At 67.8% G+C, this 25,383-nt stretch carries 17 protein-coding genes and 2 pseudogenes; 9 read left to right on the forward strand and 10 right to left on the reverse strand.

All coding sequences use genetic code 11. The annotated features are described in order from the left end of the window. Nucleotides 1-45: 45 nt before the first annotated feature. The gene (locus ACZ7LV_RS04715; RefSeq protein WP_471935671.1) at nucleotides 46-4,698 is read left to right on the forward strand and encodes a family 78 glycoside hydrolase catalytic domain; all 4,653 of its coding nucleotides are present in this window, start codon (nucleotides 46-48) and stop codon (nucleotides 4,696-4,698) included. Nucleotides 4,699-5,165: 467 nt separating this feature from the next. On the opposite strand, the gene ACZ7LV_RS04720 is transcribed toward ACZ7LV_RS04715, so the two are convergent. Both ACZ7LV_RS04720 and ACZ7LV_RS04725 read right to left on the reverse strand, forming a co-directional pair. Next, entirely contained in the window at nucleotides 5,166-6,347 is a 1,182-nt protein-coding gene (locus ACZ7LV_RS04720) for an adenosylhomocysteinase (protein ID WP_471935673.1), read from the reverse strand. A 309-nt stretch (nucleotides 6,348-6,656) separates the two neighbouring features. Beyond that, a complete protein-coding gene (locus ACZ7LV_RS04725; RefSeq protein ID WP_471935675.1) occupies nucleotides 6,657-7,358 on the reverse strand; it encodes an IS5 family transposase in 702 nt (233 codons plus the stop codon). A gap of 257 nt (nucleotides 7,359-7,615) precedes the next feature. Between ACZ7LV_RS04725 and ACZ7LV_RS04730 the strand changes: the two genes are divergently transcribed. Continuing rightward, nucleotides 7,616-8,689 (forward strand): AraC-like ligand-binding domain-containing protein, encoded by a 1,074-nt coding sequence (locus ACZ7LV_RS04730; RefSeq protein WP_471935677.1) that lies wholly within the window; start codon nucleotides 7,616-7,618, stop codon nucleotides 8,687-8,689. 166 nt (nucleotides 8,690-8,855) lie between these two features. On the opposite strand, the pseudogene ACZ7LV_RS04735 reads toward ACZ7LV_RS04730, so the two are convergent. The 3 genes and pseudogenes from ACZ7LV_RS04735 to ACZ7LV_RS04745 form a co-directional block, all read right to left on the reverse strand. Next, nucleotides 8,856-9,209, reverse strand: a pseudogene (locus ACZ7LV_RS04735) (transposase); the annotation flags it as partial. A 114-nt stretch (nucleotides 9,210-9,323) separates the two neighbouring features. After that, nucleotides 9,324-9,791 (reverse strand): peptidoglycan-binding domain-containing protein, encoded by a 468-nt coding sequence (locus ACZ7LV_RS04740; RefSeq protein WP_471935679.1) that lies wholly within the window; start codon nucleotides 9,789-9,791, stop codon nucleotides 9,324-9,326. A 233-nt stretch (nucleotides 9,792-10,024) separates the two neighbouring features. Further along, nucleotides 10,025-10,510 (reverse strand): transposase, encoded by a 486-nt coding sequence (locus ACZ7LV_RS04745; RefSeq protein WP_471935681.1) that lies wholly within the window; start codon nucleotides 10,508-10,510, stop codon nucleotides 10,025-10,027. 348 nt (nucleotides 10,511-10,858) lie between these two features. Between ACZ7LV_RS04745 and ACZ7LV_RS04750 the strand changes: the two genes are divergently transcribed. Next, nucleotides 10,859-11,275 (forward strand): hypothetical protein, encoded by a 417-nt coding sequence (locus ACZ7LV_RS04750; protein ID WP_471935683.1) that lies wholly within the window; start codon nucleotides 10,859-10,861, stop codon nucleotides 11,273-11,275. 4 nt (nucleotides 11,276-11,279) lie between these two features. Here ACZ7LV_RS04750 and ACZ7LV_RS04755 read toward each other — a convergent pair. Further along, nucleotides 11,280-12,104: pseudogene (locus ACZ7LV_RS04755) on the reverse strand (IS5 family transposase). A gap of 666 nt (nucleotides 12,105-12,770) precedes the next feature. On the opposite strand from ACZ7LV_RS04755, the gene ACZ7LV_RS04760 reads away from it, so the two are divergent. Continuing rightward, nucleotides 12,771-13,964 (forward strand): phosphatidylinositol-specific phospholipase C1-like protein, encoded by a 1,194-nt coding sequence (locus tag ACZ7LV_RS04760; RefSeq protein ID WP_471935685.1) that lies wholly within the window; start codon nucleotides 12,771-12,773, stop codon nucleotides 13,962-13,964. 430 nt (nucleotides 13,965-14,394) lie between these two features. On the opposite strand, the gene ACZ7LV_RS04765 is transcribed toward ACZ7LV_RS04760, so the two are convergent. After that, nucleotides 14,395-14,820, reverse strand: a complete 426-nt coding sequence (locus ACZ7LV_RS04765) for a hypothetical protein (RefSeq protein ID WP_471935687.1) — start codon at nucleotides 14,818-14,820, stop codon at nucleotides 14,395-14,397. Between the two features lie 1,406 nt (nucleotides 14,821-16,226). Here ACZ7LV_RS04765 and ACZ7LV_RS04770 point away from each other — a divergent pair. Together ACZ7LV_RS04770 and ACZ7LV_RS04775 are read left to right on the forward strand one after the other, a co-directional pair. Beyond that, nucleotides 16,227-16,535, forward strand: a complete 309-nt coding sequence (locus ACZ7LV_RS04770; RefSeq protein ID WP_471935689.1) for a peptidoglycan-binding domain-containing protein — start codon at nucleotides 16,227-16,229, stop codon at nucleotides 16,533-16,535. 90 nt (nucleotides 16,536-16,625) lie between these two features. Beyond that, complete coding sequence (locus ACZ7LV_RS04775; RefSeq protein ID WP_471935691.1) at nucleotides 16,626-17,072, forward strand: peptidoglycan-binding domain-containing protein; 447 nt, start codon at nucleotides 16,626-16,628, stop codon at nucleotides 17,070-17,072. 339 nt (nucleotides 17,073-17,411) lie between these two features. Here the strand turns inward: ACZ7LV_RS04775 and ACZ7LV_RS04780 are convergent, their stop codons facing one another. The 3 genes from ACZ7LV_RS04780 to ACZ7LV_RS04790 all read right to left on the reverse strand — a co-directional run bounded on the left by ACZ7LV_RS04780 (nucleotide 17,412) and on the right by ACZ7LV_RS04790 (nucleotide 19,848). Then, on the reverse strand, nucleotides 17,412-17,600 hold the full coding sequence (locus ACZ7LV_RS04780; protein WP_471935693.1) for a hypothetical protein: 189 nt from the start codon (nucleotides 17,598-17,600) through the stop codon (nucleotides 17,412-17,414). Nucleotides 17,601-18,144: 544 nt separating this feature from the next. Further along, nucleotides 18,145-18,984: an endonuclease/exonuclease/phosphatase family protein gene (locus ACZ7LV_RS04785; protein WP_471935695.1), complete on the reverse strand. Its 840-nt coding sequence runs from the start codon at nucleotides 18,982-18,984 to the stop codon at nucleotides 18,145-18,147. Nucleotides 18,985-19,320: 336 nt separating this feature from the next. Continuing rightward, a complete protein-coding gene (locus ACZ7LV_RS04790; protein WP_471935697.1) occupies nucleotides 19,321-19,848 on the reverse strand; it encodes a hypothetical protein in 528 nt (175 codons plus the stop codon). A 307-nt stretch (nucleotides 19,849-20,155) separates the two neighbouring features. Here ACZ7LV_RS04790 and ACZ7LV_RS04795 point away from each other — a divergent pair, with 307 nt between their 5' ends. Genes ACZ7LV_RS04795 through ACZ7LV_RS04805 form a run of 3 tightly spaced genes read left to right on the forward strand, consistent with a single transcriptional unit; the run spans nucleotide 20,156 to nucleotide 24,504 of the window. Next, on the forward strand, nucleotides 20,156-20,818 hold the full coding sequence (locus tag ACZ7LV_RS04795; protein WP_471935699.1) for a DUF6338 family protein: 663 nt from the start codon (nucleotides 20,156-20,158) through the stop codon (nucleotides 20,816-20,818). Continuing rightward, a complete protein-coding gene (locus ACZ7LV_RS04800) occupies nucleotides 20,818-20,982 on the forward strand; it encodes a hypothetical protein (protein WP_471935700.1) in 165 nt (54 codons plus the stop codon). Before ACZ7LV_RS04795 ends, ACZ7LV_RS04800 begins: the two co-directional genes overlap by 1 nt. 3 nt (nucleotides 20,983-20,985) lie before the next feature. Beyond that, nucleotides 20,986-24,504, forward strand: a complete 3,519-nt coding sequence (locus ACZ7LV_RS04805) for a CHAT domain-containing protein (protein WP_471935702.1) — start codon at nucleotides 20,986-20,988, stop codon at nucleotides 24,502-24,504. Nucleotides 24,505-25,383 lie beyond the last annotated feature (879 nt).

Here is a 25,383-nt window from a genome sequence, read left to right on the forward strand (position 1 = left end):
AAGCGATTCATTACGCCGATCCATTACGCCTCCTGAGGAGCGCTCGTGCCCGTGCGTCAGCAGATCGCCGCCGCGGTCGCTGCATCAGTCCTCGTCGTGGTGGCAACCGCGACGCAGACCGCAGCGAGTCCACCCGCCGGCCCCACCGCCCCAGCCGCCGTCGCAACGAGCGTCGGCGGCCTGACGGTCAACGCCCTTGACGACCCGCTCGGTATTCCCTTGACGGCGCCCACCCTGGGCTGGCAACTCGACTCAGAGCGCCGTGGCGTCGCGCAGCGGGCATACGAGATACACGTCGCCTCTTCGGCGGACCGCCTCGACGACCCCGACGTCTGGGACAGCGGCAAGGTCTCCTCCTCTCGGTCTGTCGGCGTCCGCTACGGCGGCCCCGCGCTGAAGCCGCAGACCGACTACGTCTGGGCGGTCCGGGTGTGGGACGACCGGGGCATCGCCTCCCGGTGGAGCGCGCCTGCCGAGTTCGGCACCGCACGGGGCGATCGGCCGTGGACCGCCGAGTGGATCGGGGCGCGGACACCGACGCTGGGCGCCAAGTGGACCGACTACACGATCAAGTTCACCGCCTCCGACATCAGCGGGGCCCTCGGCGTCTACTTCCGCGGTCAGAACACCGAGAACGCCTACATGTGGCAGATCAGCGACACCGACGACGCACTGCGCCCGCACGTGAAACGCAACAGTGGCTACTCGGTCCTCAAGGCGACACCGTTCCCCGCCGGGTTCGACTTCGCGGCCGAGCACGACTACGCGATCGCCGTCGACGGCGACACGATCACCACCACCGTCGACGGCAAGCAGCTGGATCAGCGCACGGATGCGACCTTCGGCGCCCCCGGCACCATGGGCTTCCGCACCAGCGGCGCCGAGCGCGGCATCGTCCGCGACGTCACGGTCACCGGCGCCGACGGCACCGTCCTCGTCGACACCGCCTTCCCAGCCGGCGACCGCACCTTCACGTCCGGCACTGTGACCGCCGCCGGCCTGCGCGTCGACAGCGACGGCGGCGAGGCCTGGCTGCGCCGCGACGAGCCGGTCCCGCTGCTGCGCAAGGAGTTCGACCTCGGCGGCAAGGAGGTCGCCCGGGCGCGCGTCCACGCCTCGGCGCGCGGCGTGTACGAACTGCGGCTCAACGGCGCGCGGGTGGGCGACGCCGAACTCGCGCCCGGCTGGACGGCGTACGACAAACGCATCGACTACCAGACCTACGACGTGACCCGGCAGGTACGCGACGGCGCGAACGTGATCGGCGCCGAGGTCGCTCCGGGCTGGTACAGCGGCAAGGTCGCCATGTTCGGCACCGACGTCTACGGGCAGGACAACTCGGTGATCGCCGAGATGCTGGTCGAGTTCACCGACGGCACCAGCACCACCGTCCGCACCGACGGCACCTGGACCACCACCGGCGGCCCGACCCGCGAGGCCGACCTGCTCGACGGCGAGTCCTATGACGCACGGGTGGCGCAGCAGGTCGACGGCTGGGACGAGCCCGGCTTCGACGACACGAAGTGGGCCCCGGCCGACGTCCGCGACGAGCCGACGAACGTACTCGAACCGCAGACCGCGGTCGACGTGCGGGTCACCCAGGAGCTGCGGACCGCGCAGCGGATCGACTCGCCGACAGAGGGCACGTACCTCTACGACCTCGGGCAGAACATGGTCGGCCACGTGCGCGTCACCCTCAAGGGCGAGCCGGGCCGGACGGTGAAGATCCGGCACGGCGAAGTACTCAACCCGGACGGCACGCTCTACACCGCGAACCTGCGCAGTGCGAAGGCGAACGACCACTACACCTTCGCCACCGACCAACCGGAGACGTTCGAGCCGTCGTTCACCTTCCACGGCTTCCGATACGTCGAGATATCCGGCGTCGATCAGGCCCCCGCGGCGAACGACCTGATCGGCGTCGTCGTCGGCACCGACGGCGACCTCACCAGCACACTCGACACCAACTCCGACCTGGTCGACCAACTGCACAGCAACATCGTCTGGGGCATGCGCGGCAACTTCCTGTCCATCCCCACGGACACCCCGGCGCGCGACGAGCGGATGGGCTGGACAGGCGACATCAACGTCTTCGCCCGCACCGCCGTCTACAACATGGACGCGCAGTCCTTCCTCACCAAGTGGCTGCAGGACCTGCGGGACACCCAGCGGCCCAACGGTTCGCTGCCCGGCGTCGCCCCCGTGGTCCCCGGACGCTTCGACGGCGGCTACGAGTCGGCCGGCTGGATGGACGCCGGAGTGCATGTGCCGTGGACGCTGTGGCAGGCCTACGGCGACACCGACGTCATCCGCGACAACTACGACATGATGAAGCGCTATGTCGACTTCCTCGACGCCGACTCCACCGGCCACATCCGCTCCGCCGGCGGCTACCTCGACTGGCTCAACCTCGACGACGCGACCCCGGCCGACGTGCTCGACACCGCGTTCGTCGCCAAGAGCACACGTGAGTTCGCGCAGATGGCGGCCGCCATCGGCCGGGACGGCGACGCGGCGGCGTACCAGCAGCGCTACGAGGCGATCAGGTCGGCGTACCAGGCGGCGTTCATCGGCGCCGACGGCACCGTCAAGGGCGACAGCCAGACCTCGTACATCCTGACGCTGACCAACGACCTCGCCCCGGCCGACCGGCGCGACGCGGTCGTCGCCAAGTTCGTGGGGACCCTCGAGCGCCGCGACTACCACCTGTCGACCGGCTTCCTCGGCGTCGACGGACTGCTGCCGGCACTCACCCAGGCGGGCCGCTCCGACATCGCCTACCGGCTGTTGCAGCACGAGGACTACCCGTCCTGGGGCTACGAGATCGGGAAGGGCGCGACCACGGTCTGGGAGCGGTGGAACTCCATCAACCCCGACGGCACCTTCAACGACGTGGGGATGAACTCGTTCAACCACTACGCCTACGGCGCGGTCGGCGAGTGGATGTACCGCACCATGGCGGGCGTCTCGGCGGCCGAACCGGGCTACCGCAAGGTGCTCATCGCCCCGGAGCCCGGTGAGGGCATCGACCACGTCGACTTCCGCCACGAGACGCCGTACGGCACGGTGCGCAGCGCGTGGGACATGACCGACGGGGCGATGAGTCTCGACGTCGACGTGCCGGCGAACACCACCGCCCAGGTGCGCATCCCGGCCCCGAACCGCTGGGCGGTCACCGAGGGCGGCAAGCCGATCGGCGAGGTCGACGACGTGACGTACGTCGAGCAGGCCGACGGGGACGTGGTGCTGGAGGTCGGCTCGGGGCACTACGCGTTCGCAGTCGACCCGGTCCTCGGGGATGTGGGGGCGGCCCGGGCGCAGGCAGCGTCGTTCGCCGATGACCTCGACGCGCTTCAGGTACGCGGCCCCGGCAAGATTGCCAAGGGTCACCTCCAGGTGCGCACCGCCCTGGTGCGGACCGAACTCGCCGCTGCGTGGCGGTTGCAGGGCCATGGCGCGGACGAGCGGATGACCGCCGCCGCGGTGCACCGCGCGCTCGCCGGCGTCGCCGACCTCGACCGATGGACGCAGACGTACGCCGAGCAGGGCACGATCGGCAAGACGGCGGCCACGGCGCTGCGTGACTCGTTGACCGGCATCGAGCGGCCCCTGTCCCGGGCGTCCTCGCGCCTGGTCGGTGCGGTAGCCACGCTGAACGTGCCGCCCGGCGAGATCCTCCCTGGCGACGTCGTCCGCGTGACGGTGGAGTTGAAGAACACCGGCAAGCGGCCGCTGACCGGCGTCGACTCGTCACTACGGGCACCCAGCGGCTGGACGGTGAAGCCGGTGGGCCGGCACGTGTCCATCACGGGTGCGGGCAGCACGCTCCAGCACGCCTACGACGTCAAGGTCGCGAACGACGCGCGGGCGTCCGCGGCCGACCTCACCGGCTCGGTGGCGTACCGGTACGCGGGAGGAACGGCGACGCTACCGGTGTCGGCGGGTCTGGTGGTCGCCCCCGGCGTCGCCGTCGCCAGGGTGTCCAGCACGCCGAATCCGGCCGCCCCGGGCGATTCGGCCACCGTCGCCGCCGTGCTGACCAACCGCACCGAGGTGGAGCAGTCCGGCAAGCTCACGTTCGACCTCCCCGACGGCTGGCCGACACCGAACCCCGTCGGCTACCACCTGGATCCGGGTGCGGAGACAACGGTCGAAGCCGTCGTGACGGTGCCGCTCACCGTCGTCGAGCGGGCGGCCACGGTCACGGTGGCGACCGGATCGACGACGGCGGAACAGGCGACCGGCACGATCACGGTCTCGCTGCCCACGCCTCCCGCGAATGCGAGCGACCACATCGACCTCGGTGACGGGCCGTCGGAGTCCGCCCACCGACTGACGGCGTCGGAGCACTCGGGGACGAACACCGAGGCCGGGCTGACACGGCGCTACACGCATTCCTCCTACCCGGGCGGCTGGTTCGAGATCGACGCCGCCGTACCTTCCGGCCGTCGCTTCGCGGTCCGCGTCGTCGAGACCTTCGACGGTGCCCGGCGCAAGACCTACGACGTCCAGGTCGACGGCGAGGTGGTGCACAGCGTCGACTTGAGGCGGGGCGAGGGCGGCCAAGGCACCGTCACACACCAGTTCGTGGTCGAACCCTCCGGCACGCCGGACGGCACCGTGCGACTCCGCTTCCAGGACACCGGCACCGACTACGACCCCTCGATCGCCGACGTGTGGGTGATGCCGATCGACTGACCTCGCCGACGACCTTCGTGGGCCTGAACACCCCGAGTTGAGGGTGCTCAGGCCCACCCACACGACCTGTGGCAACAGTGACCTCTGCGCCGGGTCGCAACGACTGCCGAGGAGTGGGCAGGCCTGCGGCAAACCGCCGTCGAGGACCGCCGCACCGATCCGACCAGAGCCGAGGGAACCGGACGAGACCGCCGGGGCGCCGCACTCGGTCAGCGTCCCCGACGCCGACCTCCTCGATTAGGGGATCGATCGATTTGGGGACCGTCAACGAGATCACGGTTGCCCTGGAAGACGGGTCCCCTGGACCTCACGGCAAGGGGACACGCTCGCCGTTGTGCCATGAAACCTCAGCCACCGCTGCCTCGATGCACCGCGCGTCGCCGAGTCCCGTGAGCCGCACCGGGTAGCAGGAGCGGGACTCGGCCGACGCGCGTGGTGCCCATCGCCTGCGGCACCATAGGTGTGCTTCAGAGGCTCGTCAGGGCCTTCACCAGGTCGGCGGCAATCTGCCGGTCGATGGGCTCGGGGACGGGCTGCGTGCCGTTGCGGAGTGACATGCCGCCGTCGGTGGCGATCGCGCAGAGGCTGCGGGCTTGGAGGGTCAAGCCCAGATCCATGGCCTGGATGGGGTTTCCCTTGGCGGCTGTCAGGTTGATCATCTTGGTGTCGGCGAGGATGGTGATCTCCCGGCCGTCACGCAGCCGGTGGATCGCGCGTTCCTGGCCGCTGGGGCCGGAGCGGTGCAAGGCTGTGGTCTGCTCACGGAGCGCCTGGGCGTCCAGTTCCCACGGCATGTGGCCCACGCCCGTGACGAGGGTGCCGTCACGGAGGTTCTCGATCTCCGCCGGGCCGATGACGTTCGGGTGTCCGGTGGCGAGGAAGAGGAACTGGGTCTGGGGGAGGAGGTCAAGCAGGTCGCCCACGCGGTGGCCCGCCATCACTGCTTCCAGCGCACGGTAGGGGTCGGTGTCGGCGACGCTGACGCGCGCACCGAGACCTGCCAGGGTGTCCGCGACGCCGCGGCCGCAGGGGCCGTAGCCCACGACGGTGGCGTGTGCGCCCGGGAGCATGAGGTTGGTGGCGTTCATGAAGCCTTGGACGACGCTTTGCCCGACGCCGAACTCGTTCTCGACCAGCAGCTTGAGCCGACTGTCGTTGATGACGATGACCGGAAAGGGCGGAGGGGTGTCCCAGGAACGGATGCGCAGACCTCCGGTCGTGGTCTCCTCCGTAGCTCCTATGAGTGAGGGCAGACCGCCGCGCGCGATGACCGCCTCGATCAGGTCGGCACCGTTGTCGAGGATGAGGTCCGGCTGGGACTCGATGACCTGCTGGATGTTCGCGCGGTGCTGGTCGAGTGTGTCGGAGCGGTGACCCACGACCGTGACGCCTGCATCGCGCAGAGCGTCGGCTGTGTCCTCCTGCGTGGTGCCGGGGGATCCGGTGAGCACCACGTCGGCGCCCGCATGGGCCAGATAGGACACCAGGACGGCGGTCTTGGGCTCGATGTGGAGGCAGATCCCGATGCGGCGGCCGGCGAACACCGATGCCTGCTTCTGCATGGTTGCCTTGAGGAGCGGCATGTGTCGAGCCGCCCACAGGGTGCCGTCGTGGGCAATGGTGGGGAGAGCAGGGGTGGGCTGTGACATGGCGAGATTCCTTGGCTGGGGGAGTGGGGAGCGCAGTCGGCAGGGCAGACGTGTGCCCTGGTGGCCGGGACGAGGGCACACGTGTGCCCTCGTGTCGGGTGACTGGTCAGCCGTAGAACTCGCTGCGGTAGGAATGGTCGCCGAAGAGGTGACGGCTTCCTTGGCGGGTTTTCATGCCGGAAGCCTCCTCACCGATGACAGGGATCGCGCATCACACCGCTCTGCTGAGGTTATACGCATAACCTCTGGGGTCACAAGATACCGGACCTGGGGACCGCATCTCTGCAGCACACCGATGGCGGAGGCCCACTAGGAGCAGGGTTCGTGAGTCCGGCAGAGAGAGACCGCCGACTTCATCATTCGTACTAGCCGACGGCCCCACCGCTTCGGCAGCGGCTCAATGCCCTTCGTCCGGGTTCGCTGCACCACCTCGACGTCGCTGCCTTGTCCGGCGCCATGATGGAAGATGCTGTTCTGGCAGCCGCCGTCGGCCCAGACCTTGGTGACACGGGAATCGTGCGCCGCCAGGTCGTCGAGCAGACGCTCTCCGCCGACGGTGTCATGTACGTTCGCTGCGGTCAGGAAGGCCAGGAGCAGGCCGAGGGTGTGGGTGATCAGATGCCGTTTGCCGACCTTGATCTTCTTGCCGGCGTCGATGCCCTGACTGCTCTCGGCCACGTTTGCCGAGGTCTTCACGCTCTGCGCGTCGATCAGGGCCGCCGTGGGCTCCGTGCTGCGGCCCTGCGCGCGACGGGCGTTGTCGCGTAACAGGTCGTGGATCTGCTGGGTCGTGCCGTCGGCTTCCCACTTCGCCCAGTAGTCATAGACGGTCTTGTAGGGCGGGTAGTCGTGCGGCAGGTACTCCCAAGGAATCCCGGTCCGGTTGACATGCAGGATCGCGTTGACGATCTCCCGCAGATCATGCACCCGGGCCGCCGTGCCCGGCCCGGTCCGTCTCGCCGCCCAAGCGGTGAAGAGCGGCTCGACCGGAGCCCACCGGGCATCAGACACATCACCTCGGCAAGAACGACCCGCACTCACGCCCGTGCTGACGACCGCTCACACCAGCCGTCACAAATCATCCCTTGATACCAACTGCCGAGATCAGATGTTCTCCAAGGGCGTTCCAGCGCAGCTCGATTCCCTTGACAAAACCTGAAGAGCTGATGCTGCCTGCGACTCCAGCACGACCGCCCCACGACTGCCTGGATCGCACTCATCCGTCTTCCGGTTGGGCAGCCCTCTCACCGATGCTGGAAGGAACAGAGATGTCGAGCCGAGCAGGAGAACGGATCTTGTGGGTCAAAGTGTACGACAGCGAGGCTCTGGCGGTTCGGGACCGGGTGGAAGCCTGGCAGGCCGTCACGATGGACTCCTTCACACCGAACCTAATCAGTGTTGACCGCGCGAAGGACTTCCGCGCCTCGCTACAGGCAACGGAACTTGGTGCCTCCCAACTGACCGTGATCACCTACTCCTCGCTGCGATGCCAGCGCACACCCCGGCTCATACGACGCTCTGACCCCGAGTTGTACTCGGTAGGCCTCATCCAGCGCGGAGGGCATCGCATTTCCCAAGCCCGACAAGAGGCAATCGTCGGCGTGGGTGACCTGGTGTTCTACTCGACGTTCAGGCCGTTCGACGCACACGTGCACGCCGATGAAGAAGTCGCTGAGTCAGTCATCGTCCAGTTTCCACGGGCGCTGCTGCCACTGCCCGTGCGTGCAGTTGACGGTCTGCTCGCGAGCCGTTTCCCCGGGCGAGAGGGGATCGGCGCCCTGCTCGCCCAGTTCCTCACCCAGTTGACCATAGACAAGGGCGCTTACACGCCCGCTGACGGCGCCCGGCTGGGCACGGTCTTACTCGACCTTGTTACCGCCCTGTTGGCCCAGCACGTCGAAAGAGCCGGTGAAGCGCCCTCGGAGTCCAGCCGGCGCGCCTTGATCCTGCGCGTTCGCACCTTCGTCGAGCAGCATCTCGGTGACGGCGACCTCACCCCTACCGCCATCGCCGCCGCCCACCACATCTCCACGCGCAGTCTCCACCGCCTCTTCCAGCATCACGGAGAGACGGTCGCCGCATACATCCGCCACCGGCGCCTGGAGCGTGCCCGTCACGACCTGACCGACCCCGCTCTGGCGACGCGGCCCGTCAATGCCATCGCCGCGCAGCGAGGGTTCCCTCACCCCGAAACCTTCAGCCGCGCTTTCCACTCCGCCTACGGCCTCACTCCGCGTGACTACCGCCAGGCCCAACTCGGCTCCAGCACGCCTTCCCGCGCCCCTGGCTCCCAGCATCAAGGACCACCCGATGGACTCACACCCGGCTCCTCCCGTCAGTGAGAAGCCGCGGCCGGCCCACCCGGTGGCTCTCCCGGCGAGTCTGTCGATCGAGTTGGCTATCTGGGGTGGTGGGGGTTACTGACGGGTGCGTGGAGCCGGCCGTTGACGATGTCGAAGGCGTAGACAGCGGTCTTCCGGCGCAGGTCCCAACGGGGTTGTCTCTTGCCGGTGGGGTCGCACGGTCGCGGTCGCGGGGCACGCCGTTCTCGACGGCCCGAACGTCGGGCAGCACGGTCTTCCCGCGCATGCCGTTGCGGGAGTTGCCGCCGTCCTTCCCGGCAGGGTCGTATTTGTCATAGCCGAGGCGGTCGTTGATCTCACCCTCCCAAGCGGACTCCAGCAGCCGCTTCGTCAAGTGCTGGACTACCGCCCTCGCCGGTCACCTGCAGTCCCCCGCCCTTAGCCCGGGATACCACGCGTCGATCAGCCAGTCGTCCACCGCCTTCGCCGTCTGCGGATCCAAGAGCTCGACGTTCTCGGTCTCCGTCACGTTCTCACTGTTCGTCGGCGCACCGTCCATGATCGGAAAGTGCACCGAACGAACAGTCCAGACCGGTCGGACTGGTGCTCCGCCGACGGCACCTCCCCCAGCGGCCCCCAGCGAGCGGGCTGGGCTCAGTCACCCGAAGGCGGATCAGTAGCCGTAGTAGTCGGCGTAATATTCGCCGTAGCGCGCGAAGGCGGCCCGGGTACCAGGCCCGGCGTCACCGTCGATACTGCCGGTGTAGCCCCACTGCGACTTCAGGGCCCGCTGCAACGCCTTGATCGTGTCGGTCCCTACGATCCCGTCGATACTGTCCGTGTATCCCCAGAAGTCCCGCAGTCCCCTCTGGATGGCTTTCCAGCTGTTCGTGCCCAGCTGGCCGTCAATGCCCCTGGGGTCGTAGCCCAGATCCTGGTGTCGGCGCTGAACTCCCTTGGCCTGCCGAACGCTCAGCCCGAGGTTCTGAATCGCCAGCGGGGCGAACTCAGTAGTGATAGCCGGTGTGGTGTCCGCCGGGGCTGCGACGGCAGCGGTGCCCGTGCCGGCGAGGGTACCTGCGGCAATTGCTGTGGCGGCGATAGCTGTGACGAGTGTGCGCTTCCAGCCAGCGAGTCTCATGATGTGTCTTTCTACTCGGATGGGAAGTAGCTAGTACCAGGACCCTGCGAAGCTGATTCACAGGCCGCTGTCCGGACGGCCATCTATCTGTTCGCAGGTGACTTGAGGGTGGAGCTCCTTAGCCGCGGACGTGTGTGACTGTCAGGCCCCGGAGTAGGCAACGCCAGGAAGTTGAAGACGTGGTCCAACGAACCTCTGCCCGCGACCAAGTCTGAGTCGGTTGGGCAGGGTCGTCATTGACGCCCAGAGCCAAGCCCTTGACGATGCACGTCAGCCCGGGAATAGGTACGGGGATAGTCACGAAGAGTAGGACTTAAAGAACATTTGATCTGCGTTCTCGTGATGCGAGTGGGATGTCTGGTTCGATTCGCCAGGGTGGTGCGGATTCTCCCGTCAGTTCGCGGGACGTTAGCCATCGCCACGTGGATCATCGTGCGGGATCGCTGGGGCAGGACTTCGTAGTCCCGCGCGAGCCGGCAGTGCTGCATCAGCCAGCCGAGGGTCCGTTCGATCACCCACCGCTTCGGCAGCGGCTCGATGCCCTTCGTCCGGGTTCGCTGCACCACCTCGACGTCGCTGCCTTGTCCGGCGCCATGATGGAAGATGCTGTTCTGGCAGCCGCCGTCGGCCCAGACCTTGGTGACACGGGGATGGTGCGCCGCCAGGTCGTCGAGCAGACGCTCTCCGCCGGGCGCGTCATGGAAGTTCGCGGCGGTCACCGACGGCGGGACGATCGCACCCGACAGCCACGAGGGACACAACTACTGGTTCGACAACGACGACCTGAGCTCTTCTCTGTACTCGGTTCCGCTGGAACCGGGATCGAGTGCTGGACCAGGGGCCCGCGACGCCTACGGTGATCTCATGGTCGGAAAGGTCGCGAGTTCGGAGCTGGCGGAACGGATCTACGCCGGGCTGACCGTGTCGGACTAACTGATCGTTTCAGAATGAGGATGACGAGGAGTCTGCTGTCGTGATCGGCTCGTCCGTAAGATCACTCCATGCCTGCTGACGAACCTGTAACTCGGTCCATGGGTCGCGTCCAGCCGATATCAGATCCTCGGTCGATGCCGGAGCTGCCTCAGCGGATCTGGTCAGATGAGGACTGGGAGCGGATACAGCGTGGCTACGCGTCACGGGACATGGATGAGAAGTGGGACGTCTTCACAGAGGGTGAAGTTGTCTTCCTGCATCGAAGCTGGACCGGTTACGGAGTATTCACGGCGACCTTTGCGCCGGTTGATGGCGATGGATGGCGGATCGTCAGTGCAGTGGTAGAGCGTGATGGCGAGCGCTTCGGAGGCACGGACGATGCCTACAACTGCGTCATGCTTGAGTTGGTCATCACCGCCATCGTGCTTGGTGAACCAGCGCCTGAGCTCCACTCGAAGCTGGTGGAGCTGACCCGTCGAAGGTCACGTTCCGCTGATGCCCCGGCCAGCGTGATCCAGCACAGCGCCCTGGGACTGCGCTCAGACTCCTAATCGATCACTTGGAGCCACCAGACAGACGCCGGATGCAGGTCAGGCTGCGGGTCAGTTCGAGCAGGCCCTGGTGGAGATCGGCGCGTCGTTCGTAGCGGGTGCGGAGCCGTTTGAGCTGGTGGAGCCAGGCAAAGGTTCGCTCGACCACCCAGCGCACTTTTTCTAGTCCGGAGCCGTGGGCGACGCCGCGTCGCGCGATCAACGGCTTGATGCCCCGTTTCCAGAGCAGGCGGCGGTACTTGTCGAAGTCGTAGCCCCGGTCGGCATATAGAGGCCTGGGCTTGCGGCGGGGACGCCCCCGTAGTCCCCGGATTGACGGGACAGCGTCGAGTAGCGGCAAGAGCTGCGTGACGTCGTGCCGGTTGCCGCCGGTGAGGCTGACAGCGAGCGGGGTTCCGTGGCGGTCGACGATCAGGTGGTGCTTGGAGCCGGGGCGGCCACGGTCGACGGGCGAGGGGCCAATGTGGGGCTCGGACGTGTGACCCGTCCATGGAGCAGTCATCCAGGTCAAGCAGATCGGCACGGCGCAACTCGGTCAGCAGGGTCGCGTGCAGGCGTGACCAGATACCGGCCTCGGTCCAGTCCCGCAGCCGGCGCCAGGCCGTCACCCCAGAGCAGCCAACGGTTTCCGCGGGGACGTCACGCCATGCGGCACCGGTCCGGAGCACGTACATGATGCCGGCGAGCGCCACTCGGTCGGGAACTCGCAGCCGCCCGGGGTGGTGATGGCGCCGCTCGGGGGGGGTAGGGGGGCCACCCTCTCCCATAGGTCATCAGGAACAAGATCAGCACGCACTCGGACACCTTGCCGATCAAGATCGTCGGACATAAGCGCAGCTCAACTCATTCTGGAACGATCAGCAACTCGTGGTGTGTTCGCGCACAACGGCATGCCGATCGCTGGCAACTTCCACGCAGAAACCGTCACGTGTGCTCGGTGCCCGCCTCAGCGCCGGCGAGGACCGCAGCGCTGGTGGCAGCGAACATTCCCACAGGCAGCGGCCCGGCCCATCGAGGGAGGTTGGCCGAAGCGCGAGAGTACCGCCTGACGGATCGTACGAACCTCGCCCAGGGACCGTGGTCTGCTGGTGCTGCCGCGCCTGTCTGCTGCGCCGTGGCCTGGCCCAGCAGCGCTGTTTTCCTGGGCCTCGGCTGCTTTCGGTAGCAGACCATGCCACGGTCGATGTTGTCGCTCCGGCGGTGGAGCACAGCGGCGCGGACGCGTGAGACACGCGCTGGGCGCGGCCAAAACTGATCGTGTTCGATGATGCCTTCTTCGCCGAGGGCGGGGTCTCAGAGCGTGGCAGGTGCGGCTACCAGGCCTCTCACCATGTGTAATGCCGCAGGTCCCCAGCCAACCGATTGCCGAGCCGGGCAGTGAAGCGTGGCTTGTTCAGGCTGGGTTCATGCTGCTGGTGATCTTCGGGAGTGTGGAGGGCACGGTCGGGACACGAGTGATCCCTATGTTGTGGGGGTTGCGACTCTTGGAGGTTTGATGATCACCCGTGCCCGCCTGGGCGTCGTACTTGCCGCTGTGTTGACGGCGGTCTTCACGAGCGTTGTCGCGCCGAGTGCTGTTTCGGCGCAGCAGCCGGATTCGGCCGTCGCGAGCGCTGCAGCGCATTCCGGCATCCGGATGAACGAGATTCAGTTCATGGGCGCCCACAATGCTTTCCACCGGGAGATGCAGGGCGTTGAGCTGGCCGAGTCGGTCAAGATCGATCCTGGCTACCCGTCCTGGGGTTATTACTCGCATGCGTCCGTGTCCGACCTGCTGGGTCGGCAGAACGTGCGTGCGCTCGAGTTCGATCTGCTGCCCGACCCCGAGGGCGGCCTGTATCAGCATCCGCTGGCCCGCGAGCGTGCCGGTCTCGGCCCGATCGACGACCCGGCCATGGCTGCACCCGGCATGAAGGTCATCCATGTCGCCGACCAGGACTACAACTCGACTTGCCGCACCCTCGTGGTGTGCATGCAGCAGGTGAAGACCTGGTCGAAGGCCAACCCGCAGCACGTGCCGATCATTCTGCAGCTGGAGCTGAAGCAGACCGATGACCGCTGGGAGAAGTTGGGTGGCGCTGTCAGCCCGGCGTGGAGCGGTGCGCTGCTCGACGACGTCGACAAGGAGATCCGTTCGGTCTTCTCCGAGTCGCAGCTGATCACCGCTGACGACCTGCGCCGCCCTGGCCTGACGCTGGAGCAGTCGATCCTGAAGAACGGCTGGCCGAGTCTGGACTGGGCGCGCGGCAAGGTGATGTTCTTCTTCGACAACGGCGGTCCGGGCGCCATCCGTGACATGTATCTGGACGGGCACCCCAGCCTGCAAGGCCGTGCGGTGTTCACCCGTGGCAATCCCGGCGACGCGGATGCGGCGATCACGATGGTGAACGACCCGCGTGGCGCCAACGAAGCCACTATCCGTGACCTTGTGCAGAGGGGATACATCGTCCGCACGCGTTCGGACGAGCCGCTGAAGACGGTCATCAACAACGAGTTCAGCCGTGTCCAGACCGCTTTGGCCAGTGGCGCGCAGATGGTCACGACGGACTTTCCGAGCGTCGGCATGGCCGCCCGCTACAACAGCGACTTCGTCGCAGAACTGCCCGGCAACGAGCCGGTCCGCTGCAACCCGGTGACCGCGCCGCACAACTGCCGTGACGGCAGGCTGGAGCCCTCGTCCACCCGGTGAGCGCGTCCTGACAGGCGGCCGGCCGTACCTCGGACGGCCGCCTCGTTCTTTCCGAATCGACGGGGCGCCGTGCCGACGGCCGTGATGCCGCGAGATGCACGTTGCTGGTCCACGGATGTCGGCATGCCCGGTGCGACGGGAGCGAGGTTGCGGGTCCGGGTGAGCCGGTAGGGGGCGAGCTTGCTGCGGGCACCCTCGCGATTGACGTTCAGCCTTTGCACTTCGCCGAGCCGGCGTCGAGGCGAGTCGTCCGGCCGGTCGCCGGCGGCATCGCGCGCACCGACGCCGCGTGTAAGAGTCCCGGCCGGCCTCTTCGACGTGGTCGAGCTTGCGGATGACTTCTTTTCCAGATGCCGGCGCTGCTGCGGGTAACGCGCAGCATGGGCGTGGATGCAGGCTGTTCTGAGCTTGCGCTGGTGAGTTGTTGGAGTCAGCAGCACCCGTGTTGGCGGCCGCGTTCGTGGTAGTCGCGGAAGTCGAAGAAGCCCAATCCGTCGATCACCGCTCCAGACAGGATTTCCGGCAGGGTCCAGGGGTGCGTGGTGTAGTCGTCCGTTGCCACGCCCCCGTGCTCAAGGAGCAGAGCGATGATGTGGTGAACCTCCGCGGTGCCGTCGATCCGCTCGGAGATGTCGATCTGCACCGCCAACATGGGGTGATGTCCGCTGGTTGCTTCGAGGGTCGCCACGTCCTCAGGATCCCAGTCGCAGAAGAGGTGACCGGTCTGCTCATCGTCGATGTCGATGCAGAGGTTGCCGTCCACAGTCCACGGATCGCGTTGCCCGGGCGGATGCCGATCGAGCGAGGCGACGGTCTCACCTCGCTCACCTGCGGGAAACACGAAGACAGTGCGCATGGGTGGGAGCGTAAGCAGTTCAGGTTCGTGGCGGCCATGGATTTAAGGGACAGTGCCAGCTGGTCGACGTCGTGAGGGTGTGGATGGCGATGTCGGCAAGCCCGGCATGCCGGTGATGTTCCCAGCGCGGAACTCGAGCACGTTGTCCGCAGTGAGCTCGGCGAGTTCTGTGCCGGTGTGCAGCTCGATCCGGAGCATATCGGTCAGTACTTCCGCGACCTGCATCCGGTCTCTCCGGACCTCCAGGGCGAGGCGAGAGTCGAAAGAGTCGAGAACCGCGAGCCGGGTGTACGCCGCTGCCCGGGCCAACCGCGCGATCGGCTGTGCCCGCAGCTACGCCGTTCCCGCCGCGGGCGGTGACCGGCTACGGCGCGAGGCCCTGCCGGGCGGCGACCGTCCCGCGTGACAGTACGGCGCCGCTCAGGAGCACAGTGCGCAGCCTACGGCCTGGTCGAACGCGCAAGTGCTTGTAGTCCCCGAGTGTTGGAGGGCGGAGCGCGGTGGACGGGCAGGTACTGGCGCCGGGGCGACGCTGTGCTTCCGAGATCCGGAGTCGAGTTACTCTCCTGGCCTTTCGTTCCGGGCCGCTCCCCGTGTGCCGCTGTGGTGGTCTTGGTGAGGGCGGGGCCGCATCGGCAAGGCCTGGGCGGCGTCGACCACGAGGACCAGGTGCCCGCCGTCCGCGGTCGCCTACCTATCTGCCCCCCGTATCTGGGATCCCTACGACGCCACGGACGGCGACGGAGCAGGAACGGTGGCCTCCACGGACGGGCTGCAATGTGTCCCGCATGTGGGCCCGGCCCGCCATCAGGGGACGCAGGCTACGCCAGTCCGCGGACCGTGATCGATGTCGACCGTCGCGAGCGAATCCCGCACCGCGTTCCGGACCACTCCCTCCCGGTCCTGCGGTCGCGTGAATGCGGTGTCCAGAACCGGGCTCGTGGGCCGCGCCTTTGCCCGTGTCCGCCATCCGGCCGGCCTGAAGTCGGCTGCCCCGTTTCCCCACGCGTCACCCTTCGAACGATCGTCCGGACCTCAGTTTGATGTTCTCGTCATAGATGGTGCAGCTGGTCGACAGGCGTACGCAAAGGCATAACGGCGCTCTACCCAGACCCTCATCGGAGACGGTGCACGACGGACAAAGAAGCCTGCACGTATGACCAAGGCCGGGTCCCACGCGGCCGCTAGTGTCCATGGCCGAGCCCCGGGACAGCACCGCGAGCCGTCCTCGGGCAGTCACGGGCACGACGGTGCTTCTCGTACGGAGAGGAACGACGGGCATGCGCAGGATGGGCAGGAGCAGAGCACTTCTGGCGACCGGGACTTTGCTGGGGGCCTTGATGGGAGTGGCATCCGCTGCCGTCCCGGCCCACGCGGCGGACGGGGTGTGCACGGGAGCGTCGTCGGTGCAGAACGGATCGACGGGCCGGCACTTTGTGTACCCGATCAACGTCGCGAACAACACCCTTTACTGCTACCTGCAGTCCAGGCACACCGGTCGGGGAGTCAGGGCCCTGCAGAAGAACATGAACAGCTGTTACGGCAAGAAGCTTGAACTCGATGGCATCTTCGGGTCGGACACCAGGACTGCTCTGCGTGACGTGCAGGGCAGGATCGGTGCGGTGGTCGACGGCGTCTACGGCCGGGAGACCCTGGCCAAGATGAAGTGGGCCCGCTACAGCAACGAAACCGGCGCCAAGTACGACTGCGTCTGAGCCGGACGTAAAACCCTGCAGGTCACCGACCTGCTGATCTCATAGCGTGATCAAGAATCTCACGCCTGCCGGATGCCTTCCTTTAGGAGCATGATGTCTTTCCATACGTCCCGCAGCAAGCCGCGCGCCCTTGCTGCTTTGGGTGCCCTGGCGGCCGTACTCGCCTGTGGTGTCGCTGTCTCCCCCTCCGTGAGTGCGGCCGGCGTGTACCCGACCTGCAACACCACCAAAGTTGTCTCCATCACCTCGGGTCACTCCGTCACGGTTCCTGCCTACGGCAGCTCCAAGGCGTTGACCTGCAAGTTGGTGCTCGACCGGGACACGGAGAACCCGGCCGTGAAGGCGCTGCAGCGGAGCCTGAAGAATTGCGAGGGTTACTCCTACCTTGCCATCGACGGCTTCTACGGCCCGCAGACGTTCCTCGCCGTTGAGGCCCTCCAGAAGAGCTATGGGCTGTCCCAGGACGGCATCTACGGCCCGGACACCCGAGACAGCATGAAGCACTACAGCTCTACGCTCGGCTGCGCCCGCCTCTGACGGCCAGCACCGTCAGGCGGTGCATCGCGGTCCCTCGCCGACGTGGGACCTGGGCAGCGCGAAGGTTCACGGCCTCCGCCACCAGGACGGACGTGGTCCTGGCGAACCAACCGGCGGCAACGCGGAAAGGCGGCGGCAGACCGCCGGCTTCGACCGCGAGGCAGACAAGCAGCGCAACACCGTCGAGCGGTGCATCAACCCCTGAAGCGGTGGCGCGGCATCGCCATCCGTTACGAGCAGACCGCCACCGTCTACCTCGCCGGACTTCACATCTCAGGCACCGTCCTCCGGTCCGCCCGGTGATCCGCGACTGCCTGGCACTCAAGCGTGCTTGCCGGGTCAGCGACGCTTTTCCGCGTCGATCAGAGCTGCAACAAGGGTCTCGAAAGCCGCAACGTTCTTCGGGAGCTTGATGCCGAGCCGCTGCGCGGCGAGCTGCGCGGTCAGTGCACGATCTTGCGGCTGTGTTCCACCTTCCAGCACTTCCGGCTGCCCTGAGTAGATCCTTCTGCGGTACGTCCAAGGCATCCGCCAAGGGCTTGAGCGGATCGGCAGGTATCTCGTAGTCCCCTATAAGGATCTTGGCCATGCCGGCCTCGGACATGCCGGCCCTCTTGGCGAGCCTGGCTGCGCCGTCGGCTGACGTGGAGTTGACGGCGTACCCGGCTCGGGTGGCTGCATATCTCACAAAACGGGCAAACTTCTTCGCTGCAGGATCCGGGCGCGTTGCCACTCACTGCCCCTTCCGTCGCACGAGGAAGCAGGATGCCGTCCTTCATGCCGTTTTCGGTAGGGTGCGTGCATTCGAGAGTGCCCAGGTCAACATCCAACGCATGCGCGGCAGGACCTCGGTGCACCAACTGCTGACTGAGCTGGAAGCCAAGGCCGTGATCGTGCGTGAACCGGGACGGTGGAGGGGGTCCGCCTCGTGTGAACAGCCGTGGCTGCTAACCACGTACTGGTCACCGCTGGTGGTCGGCCGGCGCAGCACGGCTGGTGGGGGAGCGAGGAGACGGGGCGCGACCAGTTCCGGCGGTGGGTTGGCAAGTACGGCAGCAGGCCTGGCCCCCGCCTACGTGGGATCGACGTCGGCGTACACCAGATGGTGGTCCGAGTAGCGGGTGGGGCGTACCCCGTGGTCGAGCGAGACGATGCCCCGTAGGAAGATGTAGTCGAACCTGCTCTGCCAGTCCGTAGTCGGCTCGCACTGGTCGTTCAGGCCGGGGTGGCACCGAGTGTCTGCGCCCGCGGCGAGGTCCCACATCCTGGCGAGTTCGGGTGCGTCCGGCACCGAGTTGAAGTCTCCCAGGATGATGGCGCGGTCGTGCCGGGCGACCTCCGCGGCAAGCACACGGATCTGGGCCGCCCGGACGGGCTCCTGCCGCCGTTCGGCAAGGTGGGTGTTGAAGACCCGCACGGACCGGCCGCCCAGGGTGGTGGTGACCGCCATGTAACCGCGGTCCTCGGAGCCGCCGTTCGGGTACTCCAGGTTGACGGCGTCGGTCATCGGGGCCATGGACAGCACCGCCTGCCCGTAGGCCCCCGGGCTCCAGGGCAGCCCTCCGCACCTGCTCCAGTTGCGCAGCACGGGACCGTACTCGACCTGGTACACGAGCCCGTGACGACTGGCCAGATAGCTCCGGATCCTCTCGACGTCCCGTACGCATGCCTCCTGCACACCTATGACCTGCGGGGCGTACGCGGCGATCTCCGCCGCCCGGTCGACGTTGTCCTCCTCGCACGGGTTGCACATGTTCCACGTCATGACACGGTTCGGTACGACGTCCGCGGCGGCCTTGCCGGACGGGAGACCGGCGAAGGGGACGCCGCTGGGCGCGCTGGGGCCGGCGAGTGCGAGGAGGGAGGCGACCGACGCGGCCGCGAGTAGACGCGTGGGCCTGGGGAACATCATTGCCTCCTCACAGCGGACACCCGCGGTGTCCGACGTCCTCTGCATGAGGCTAACTGGCCCTGCTATGCCAACGGTGAACCGGCGCCGTGCGGGAGGAGACCCCCCACTTCTCGACAGCGCCTTGGCCCCACGCCAGGGGAGGCGTGGTGCTCAACGATCAGCGGGGGAGAAGGTCGCCGCGGTGGAGCAGGCACAACAATTACGTGCGGCTGGCACCTCGTGGGCACCGTACCGATGCCTATCGCCAACCTGACGATGGGTGGTTGTCCACCGGCACGGTCTGGCGCCCGCACACCCCGGGCGAGGGGTTGGCAGGCGGCACTCACGCGGCTGTGGTCAGCTCAGCTCGAAGGAACTGGCCCTGTCATTGCAGCCGAAGGGCACCTGGGTGAGGTCCCAGTGCTTGTCGATCCACTGATTTCCGCACTCACCCTCCCAGAAGACATCACTGGAGAACCACACGTCGCAGTGTGAGCCGTTACCCAGCTGCGTGCTCACCGAGCTGACTGAGTTGTCCCAACCGTTGGGGAAGTGCGACCGGCCGTAGTCCTTGTCACCAAGTGTGGAGGTGCAGTCTCTGGAAACGGAAAAGGTGAAGGTGGGGCCGTTGGAGTTGTAGTTGACCCAGTCGTAGAACACGGCTACCGAGACGCCGGCTGCGTCCCCGGCTCGGATCGCCGCCTGCAAGCTGGTGAAGGTGCCGTAGCTGCCGTCCGGATACTCCAACAGGTGGCCGCCAGACGTGGCTTGTGTCGGGGTCGTCCTCGGCTCTTGCGCTGTGGAGGGGTTACCGGACAGAAGGGCTACGCTCAGGGCCAGCGCCAATGCCGCGAGGGCCTTGAAGGCAGGGCTGAGACTTCTCATCACGCACTCCGTCCGCTGACGCCCGCCCTATTCCGGCAGTACGCAGCAAGTTGACAAGCTGTAGCGCGACAATGACAGCTGGTATGGTTCATGACAACACCACATAACGTAACTGGCTTGAACCCCCCGCCTGTCCTGCCCTGACAAGCGTGGCATGTCTGCCGGTTGAAACGCCGTGAAATGCACTCCTGTCTGATCGCTTACTCATCGTAGCGCTGTGCCACTGCCTCTTCGTAGGAGCGGATGGGCTGTTCTGCCGACTGCGGAGACGCAAGCCAGTAGCCTGATGCGACGGAGTCCGTGAGGCATGGGGGTGGGAGTGCAGGCGCCTGCGACCGTCGTGCAGCTCGCTCTGCTCTTCCTTCTGGTGCTGCCTGGGGTCACCTATCAGTTCGTCCGGGAACGCCGTCGTGGGCCGGTGCCCGGTGAGCGTGATCTGGGTGAGCGGGTGTTGCGGGCGATCGTCGCGTCGATCGCGTTGGACGCTTTGTACGCTGTGGTGGCGGGGCCGGCGCTGGTTCGCCTGGCTCGGGGCACCGGCGGCGGCTGGGACGGCTTCGTGGAACGGCCGCGAGTGGTCGGCTTCGTCGCCGTGGTGCTGTTCCTCGTCGTGCCGGCCGTGGCGGCGGTTGCCGTGTCCCTGGTGGATCGGCGGCGGCGCAAGGCTCGGTTCCTGCGCACGCCCACCGCCTGGGACCACGCGTTCCGCGACCGCGAACCGTGCTTCGTGCGTGTGCGGCTCAAGGACGGCAACTGGGCGGGAGGTTGGTACGGCGACCGGTCGTACGCCTCCTCGTACCCCCACCCGGCCGAGCTGTACCTTGAATCGGCGCGCATGATGGGTGCCGACGGGGCGTTCGGCGGGCGGGTGCGCGGGACGGCGGGCCTGCGGCTGCGGGCGGAAGACTTCGACGTGCTGGAGTTTGTCGAGGCCGGAGAACCGGCGACCGTGCCGGGGGAGGAGCGATAGTGGCGCAGGAACCCGAACTCACACCCGATCCCCAGCTGTCGCCCGAAGAGGCGGCGCTGCTGGAGGAGGCCGTGGAACGCGGCTACACCCCGAAACGTAAGGTCGCCGAGCCGGACGAGGCGCCCGGCGGCCCGGCCGGCACCTCGAACGGCAACGAGGACTGACGCATGGGCGGCGGGCCCGAGAACGGCCTGGCCGAACGGTTCTGGGATGCGTTCCACGTGGCCCGGCACAGCGCGGATGCCGCGTCCGTCGAGAAGGCGATCGACCTCGGCCGTGCCGTCCTGGCCGCCGAGGACGTGGCCGAGCGCCGCACGATCCTCTCCAATCTCGGGGGCCTGCTGCAGACCCGGTTCCACCAGAGCGGCGACTTCGAGTTCCTGCAGGAAGCCGTCCGCACAGTCACGGAGGCTTACCTCCTGGCGTACGAAAGCCCGGAGGACTCGGCCAGTTACGCCAACAACATCGGCATGCTGCTGCACACCGCGTTTCAGCAGAACCAGGACCGCGGCACCCTGGCGGACGCGCTGGACTGGAGCCGGACGGCCGTCGACGAGGAACCGTCCACGAAGAAGGCGTTCTACCTGGGTAACCTCGTTGTCGCGCTGCGGACGGCGTTCACTGTGACGGAGGACCTTGACCTCCTGGCCGAAGCCGTCGAGCACGCGCGGGCCGCCGTCGAATGCTCCCCCGACGACGTGCTCGCCGCGAGGAGCCTGCACTTCCTCGCCGTCGTCCTGCGTGACTGGTCCCGTGGCACCGGGGAGACAGGTGTCACGGAGGAAGCGGTGGACGCCGCGCGGCGGGCGGTGGAGCTCACGCCGGCCGGGTCGTCCGACGTGCTCGACCGGTTGAAGATCCTCGCGTACCTTCTCGACGACCGCTACCGGGCTCGCGGAGCGCGGGATGATCTGGCCGAACTGCTGTGGGTCCGGCAGACGCTGGCGGCCCACACCCCGGTCACCGATCCGCGCCACTCGCAGAACCTCGGCGAGTTGACGGCCACGGAACGAGACTGGGCCGCGCTCACCGGCGAGCGCCCGGAATCGACCGGCGGCTGGGAACGCGCCGACACCGAAGCCGAAGTGTGCGGCCGATACGCTGCCGAGTTCGAGCAGACCCGGGACTCAGCCCTGCTTGAGCGGGCGATCGAGCTCGGGCGCTCGGTGGCGGCGGTGACTCCCGCCGGGCACCCCCGCCGCGGCATTCGGTTGGACCACTTCGCCGCGGCGCTGGCCACCCGCGGTGAAGCGTTCGGGGACCAAGCCGCGCTCGTGGAGGCGGTGACCATCGAGCGGGAGGCGGTCGCGTGCACGTCGGCGGACCCTCTGCTGCGGGTCCGGTTCATGGGCAACCTTGCCGTCAACCTGAACGCGTTGTTCTACGCGACCGGAGACCTGGCCCACGTCAGAGAAGCGATCGACGTCGCTCGCCGTGCCGCCGAGGCCACCGCCGGGCGCGGCGAGCACCCGCGTTCGCTCGGGATCCTCGCCGTCGTGCTGCACAACCGGTTCCGGGTGACCGGTGAGCTGCAGGTGTTGTCGGAGGCGGTCGAACGCGCGCGGGAGTCCGTCCGGCTTGGCGCGAGCCTGGTCGCCGGGCAGGCACAGCGGCTCTCCAATCTTGGCGCCATGCTGTCCGACTGGTTCACCAGGACAGGCGAGGCGAGCGTGCTCGACGAGGCGGTCGACGCGCACCGCGCGGCCGCGGATGTGACGGCGGACGACGACCCGGACCGGGCAGTGCGGCTGGCCAATCTCGGCGGTGTGCTGGGGATGGCGTACGAGAAGTTCGGCGACCTCAACGCGTTGCGGGACGCGATCGTGGCGCGTCGCGCGTCCGTGGCCGCGACTCCGGAGGACAGCCCGCACTGGCCCGGGTATACCGCGAGTCTGGCCGCCGCGCTCGGCGACTGGAGCACGAAGCCGGTCGCATCAGCCGTCGCGCGACGGGAGCCGCCGGATCCGCAGGTCCTCGCCGAGGCGGTCGGCCTGGCCCGGAGTGCGGCGCGCAGACCCGAGCAGGACGCATATTCCCGGGCGGGTTTGCTGACCACCGTCGCAGGCGTGCTGGCGCTCGGCTTCCGGCACCTCGGCGACGCCGACGCGCTGACCGAGGCACTCGCCTGCTACCGAGAGGCCGCAGCCTCTGCCGGATCGCCGGCGGAAAGCCGGGCGGAAGCGGCGGACCGGTGGGGTGGCCTGGCCGCCGAAGCCGGGCAGTTCGACGTGGCCGCCGAGGGGTACGCCGCCGCGGTCCGGCTGCTGCCCCGGCTCGCCGGGCGCCGCCTGGGCCGACAGGACGCCCAGTACTGGCTTGGCCGGTTCGCCGGGGTCGCCGCCGACGCCGCCGCGTGCGCGCTGGCCGCCGGCGACGAGGTGAGCGCGGTGACCCTGCTCGAATCCGGGCGCTGCGTGCTCGCCGCCCAGGCACTCGACAGCCGTGGCGATCTTTCCGACCTGCGCGAGCGGGCACCCGAGCTGGCCGAGCGCTTCCGGACGCTTACCGCGGAGTTCGAAACCGACACCACGAACGACCGCGTGGCCCTCGCCGACGAACTCGACGCGGTGACCGACCGGATCCGCGCGCTGCCCGGGATGATGCGGTTCCTACGGCCCCCGCTGCTCACTGACCTCACCGCGCAGGCACACGAGGGGCCGATCGTGTACGTCAACGTCAGCCGGCACCGGTGCGACGCGCTGATCATCACTCCCGACGGGATCCGGTCACGCGCGCTGGACGGGCTGAGCGAAGAGACGGTGAGTCACCGCGTACGAGCGCTGCACACCGCGTTCACGAAGGGGCGGCTGGCCGCCGAACAGACGATCCATGACACGCTCGAGTGGCTGTGGGACACCGTCGCGGGCCCTGTGCTCGGCGAACTGGGGCTGACGGCGGAACCGGCTGCGGATGGTCCGTGGCCAAGGATCTGGTGGGCCCCGGTAGGGTCGCTCAGCCTGCTCCCGTTGCACGCAGCGGGCCACCATCGCGACGGCGGACCTGTGCTCATCGACCGCGTCGTCTCCTCAACAACTCCGACGATCCGCGCTCTGGGCCACGCCCGGGCGGGCCGCCGCGACGACCGGAACGAGCCGCGGCTGCTGGTGGTCGCCATGCCGCACACTCCGGACGCCCCGGACCTGCCCGGCGCACAGGCAGAGGCCGACCATCTTGCCGCTCTCATTCCCGGCGCCACGGTTCTGGTCGGCGCGGACGCGACTCGTGACGCCGTTCTCGACGCCTTGCCGGCCAGTAGCTGGGCACACTTCGCCTGCCACGGGTACAGCGACCCGGACAACCCCTCGGACAGTCACCTCGCGCTGCACGACCACGACCGTGCGTCGTTTCGGGTGCTGGACCTTTCCCGGCTGCGCCTGCAAAGCGCGGAGTTCGCGTTCCTCTCGGCCTGCGACACGGCCCGCACCACCGCCCGCCTGTCCGACGAGGCGATCCACCCGATGGCGGCTTTTCAGATCGCCGGGTTCTCTCAGGTGGTCGGCACGCTCTGGCGCGTCGACGACGCCGTGGCACCAGCCTTCAGCCAGCAGATCTACGGCGAGTTGACCGCGGATCGATCCGGTGCGTTGTGCGCGTCGGCGGCGGTCCATCGCACGGTCAGGGAGCTCAGGACGAAGTATCCGAATCTGCCGTCGGTGTGGGCCGCACACGTCCACGCGGGCGCTTGATCACGCGCACTCCGTCGCGTCGGAGTTTGATCCGCGGCCGATTGCGGCCACCACGTACGAGGCCGGTGCTTCGCATCTGACGGAGTCGCAGGCCAACCGGACCACTACCCACAGATCCACCGACGTGTACGCCGAGTCCGCCCCAGCCTCGCGCCGCTCCGCGTCGACGCAGTCGCGCTGGTCGACGTGGTGGTCAGCGGCGTCGAGAAGACCTTCACCTGGGAGACGTCCCGTTGGGTGGCATCACGCCACAGGGGCCAAGATCGCGAAACGGAATGCCGGTGAGCGGGGGGTGGTACCGCTCGGCACAAGCGGGCGGGCCGGTGCGCTGCGCCGTCCTGGGATCGTCGGGCGCGTGGTGCGACCGCAGAGCACAGACGCGCAGCTCGCTGTCTTCGACGCGGCCCGGCCACGCTTGCGAGGTGGACCTCCCCTCCTCGCCGGGGTGCGGATTCCTGACCACAAGGCCAGTCACCCACTCCGTAGGCGCTGCCGGCATGCGCCTCCTCGAGCTCCAGGCAGCTGTGCGTAACGACGTAGCCGACGACCTGCAGCAAAAGGCCGGCTCCGAGAGGCGATACCGCATGACGGCGGGACTTCTGAGGGGACGGAAGTAGCTGAACGCGGCCCGCGACGGTTTGCCGAGCAGGTGCCGGTTCGGCTGGAGATCCACGGGACGGGCAAGCAGTTGGAACGAGAGACGACAGTCGCTTCTTCCCGGCAGGCAGCGCCTCGACGAACTCCCGGGCCTCGACGCCGTGTCAGTTCGCGCCGGACGGTGTGACCGGTCGTCGCGGCGCTCGTGCTGGTCACGGGCGACTGTCTGAGTAGGAGATCGTCCGTAAGCGCGGTCGGCGCCTGAGCCGAAAGGCGGTCAAC

This window comes from Streptomyces sp. NPDC107562 (genome assembly GCF_055657325.1).

Excerpts from the sequence above, each read along its gene's own strand:
- ACZ7LV_RS04720 (WP_471935673.1), bottom strand. The coding sequence starts at position 6,347 with ATGTCACAGCCCACCCCTGCTCTCCCCACCATTGCCCACGACGGCACC.
- ACZ7LV_RS04730 (WP_471935677.1), top strand. The coding sequence starts at position 7,616 with ATGTCGAGCCGAGCAGGAGAACGGATCTTGTGGGTCAAAGTGTACGAC.
- ACZ7LV_RS04740 (WP_471935679.1), bottom strand. The coding sequence starts at position 9,791 with ATGAGACTCGCTGGCTGGAAGCGCACACTCGTCACAGCTATCGCCGCC.
- ACZ7LV_RS04750 (WP_471935683.1), top strand. The coding sequence starts at position 10,859 with ATGCCGGAGCTGCCTCAGCGGATCTGGTCAGATGAGGACTGGGAGCGG.
- ACZ7LV_RS04760 (WP_471935685.1), top strand. The coding sequence starts at position 12,771 with ATGATCACCCGTGCCCGCCTGGGCGTCGTACTTGCCGCTGTGTTGACG.
- ACZ7LV_RS04765 (WP_471935687.1), bottom strand. The coding sequence starts at position 14,820 with ATGCGCACTGTCTTCGTGTTTCCCGCAGGTGAGCGAGGTGAGACCGTC.
- ACZ7LV_RS04775 (WP_471935691.1), top strand. The coding sequence starts at position 16,626 with ATGATGTCTTTCCATACGTCCCGCAGCAAGCCGCGCGCCCTTGCTGCT.
- ACZ7LV_RS04780 (WP_471935693.1), bottom strand. The coding sequence starts at position 17,600 with ATGCCTTGGACGTACCGCAGAAGGATCTACTCAGGGCAGCCGGAAGTG.
- ACZ7LV_RS04785 (WP_471935695.1), bottom strand. The coding sequence starts at position 18,984 with ATGATGTTCCCCAGGCCCACGCGTCTACTCGCGGCCGCGTCGGTCGCC.
- ACZ7LV_RS04790 (WP_471935697.1), bottom strand. The coding sequence starts at position 19,848 with ATGAGAAGTCTCAGCCCTGCCTTCAAGGCCCTCGCGGCATTGGCGCTG.
- ACZ7LV_RS04795 (WP_471935699.1), top strand. The coding sequence starts at position 20,156 with ATGGGGGTGGGAGTGCAGGCGCCTGCGACCGTCGTGCAGCTCGCTCTG.
- ACZ7LV_RS04805 (WP_471935702.1), top strand. The coding sequence starts at position 20,986 with ATGGGCGGCGGGCCCGAGAACGGCCTGGCCGAACGGTTCTGGGATGCG.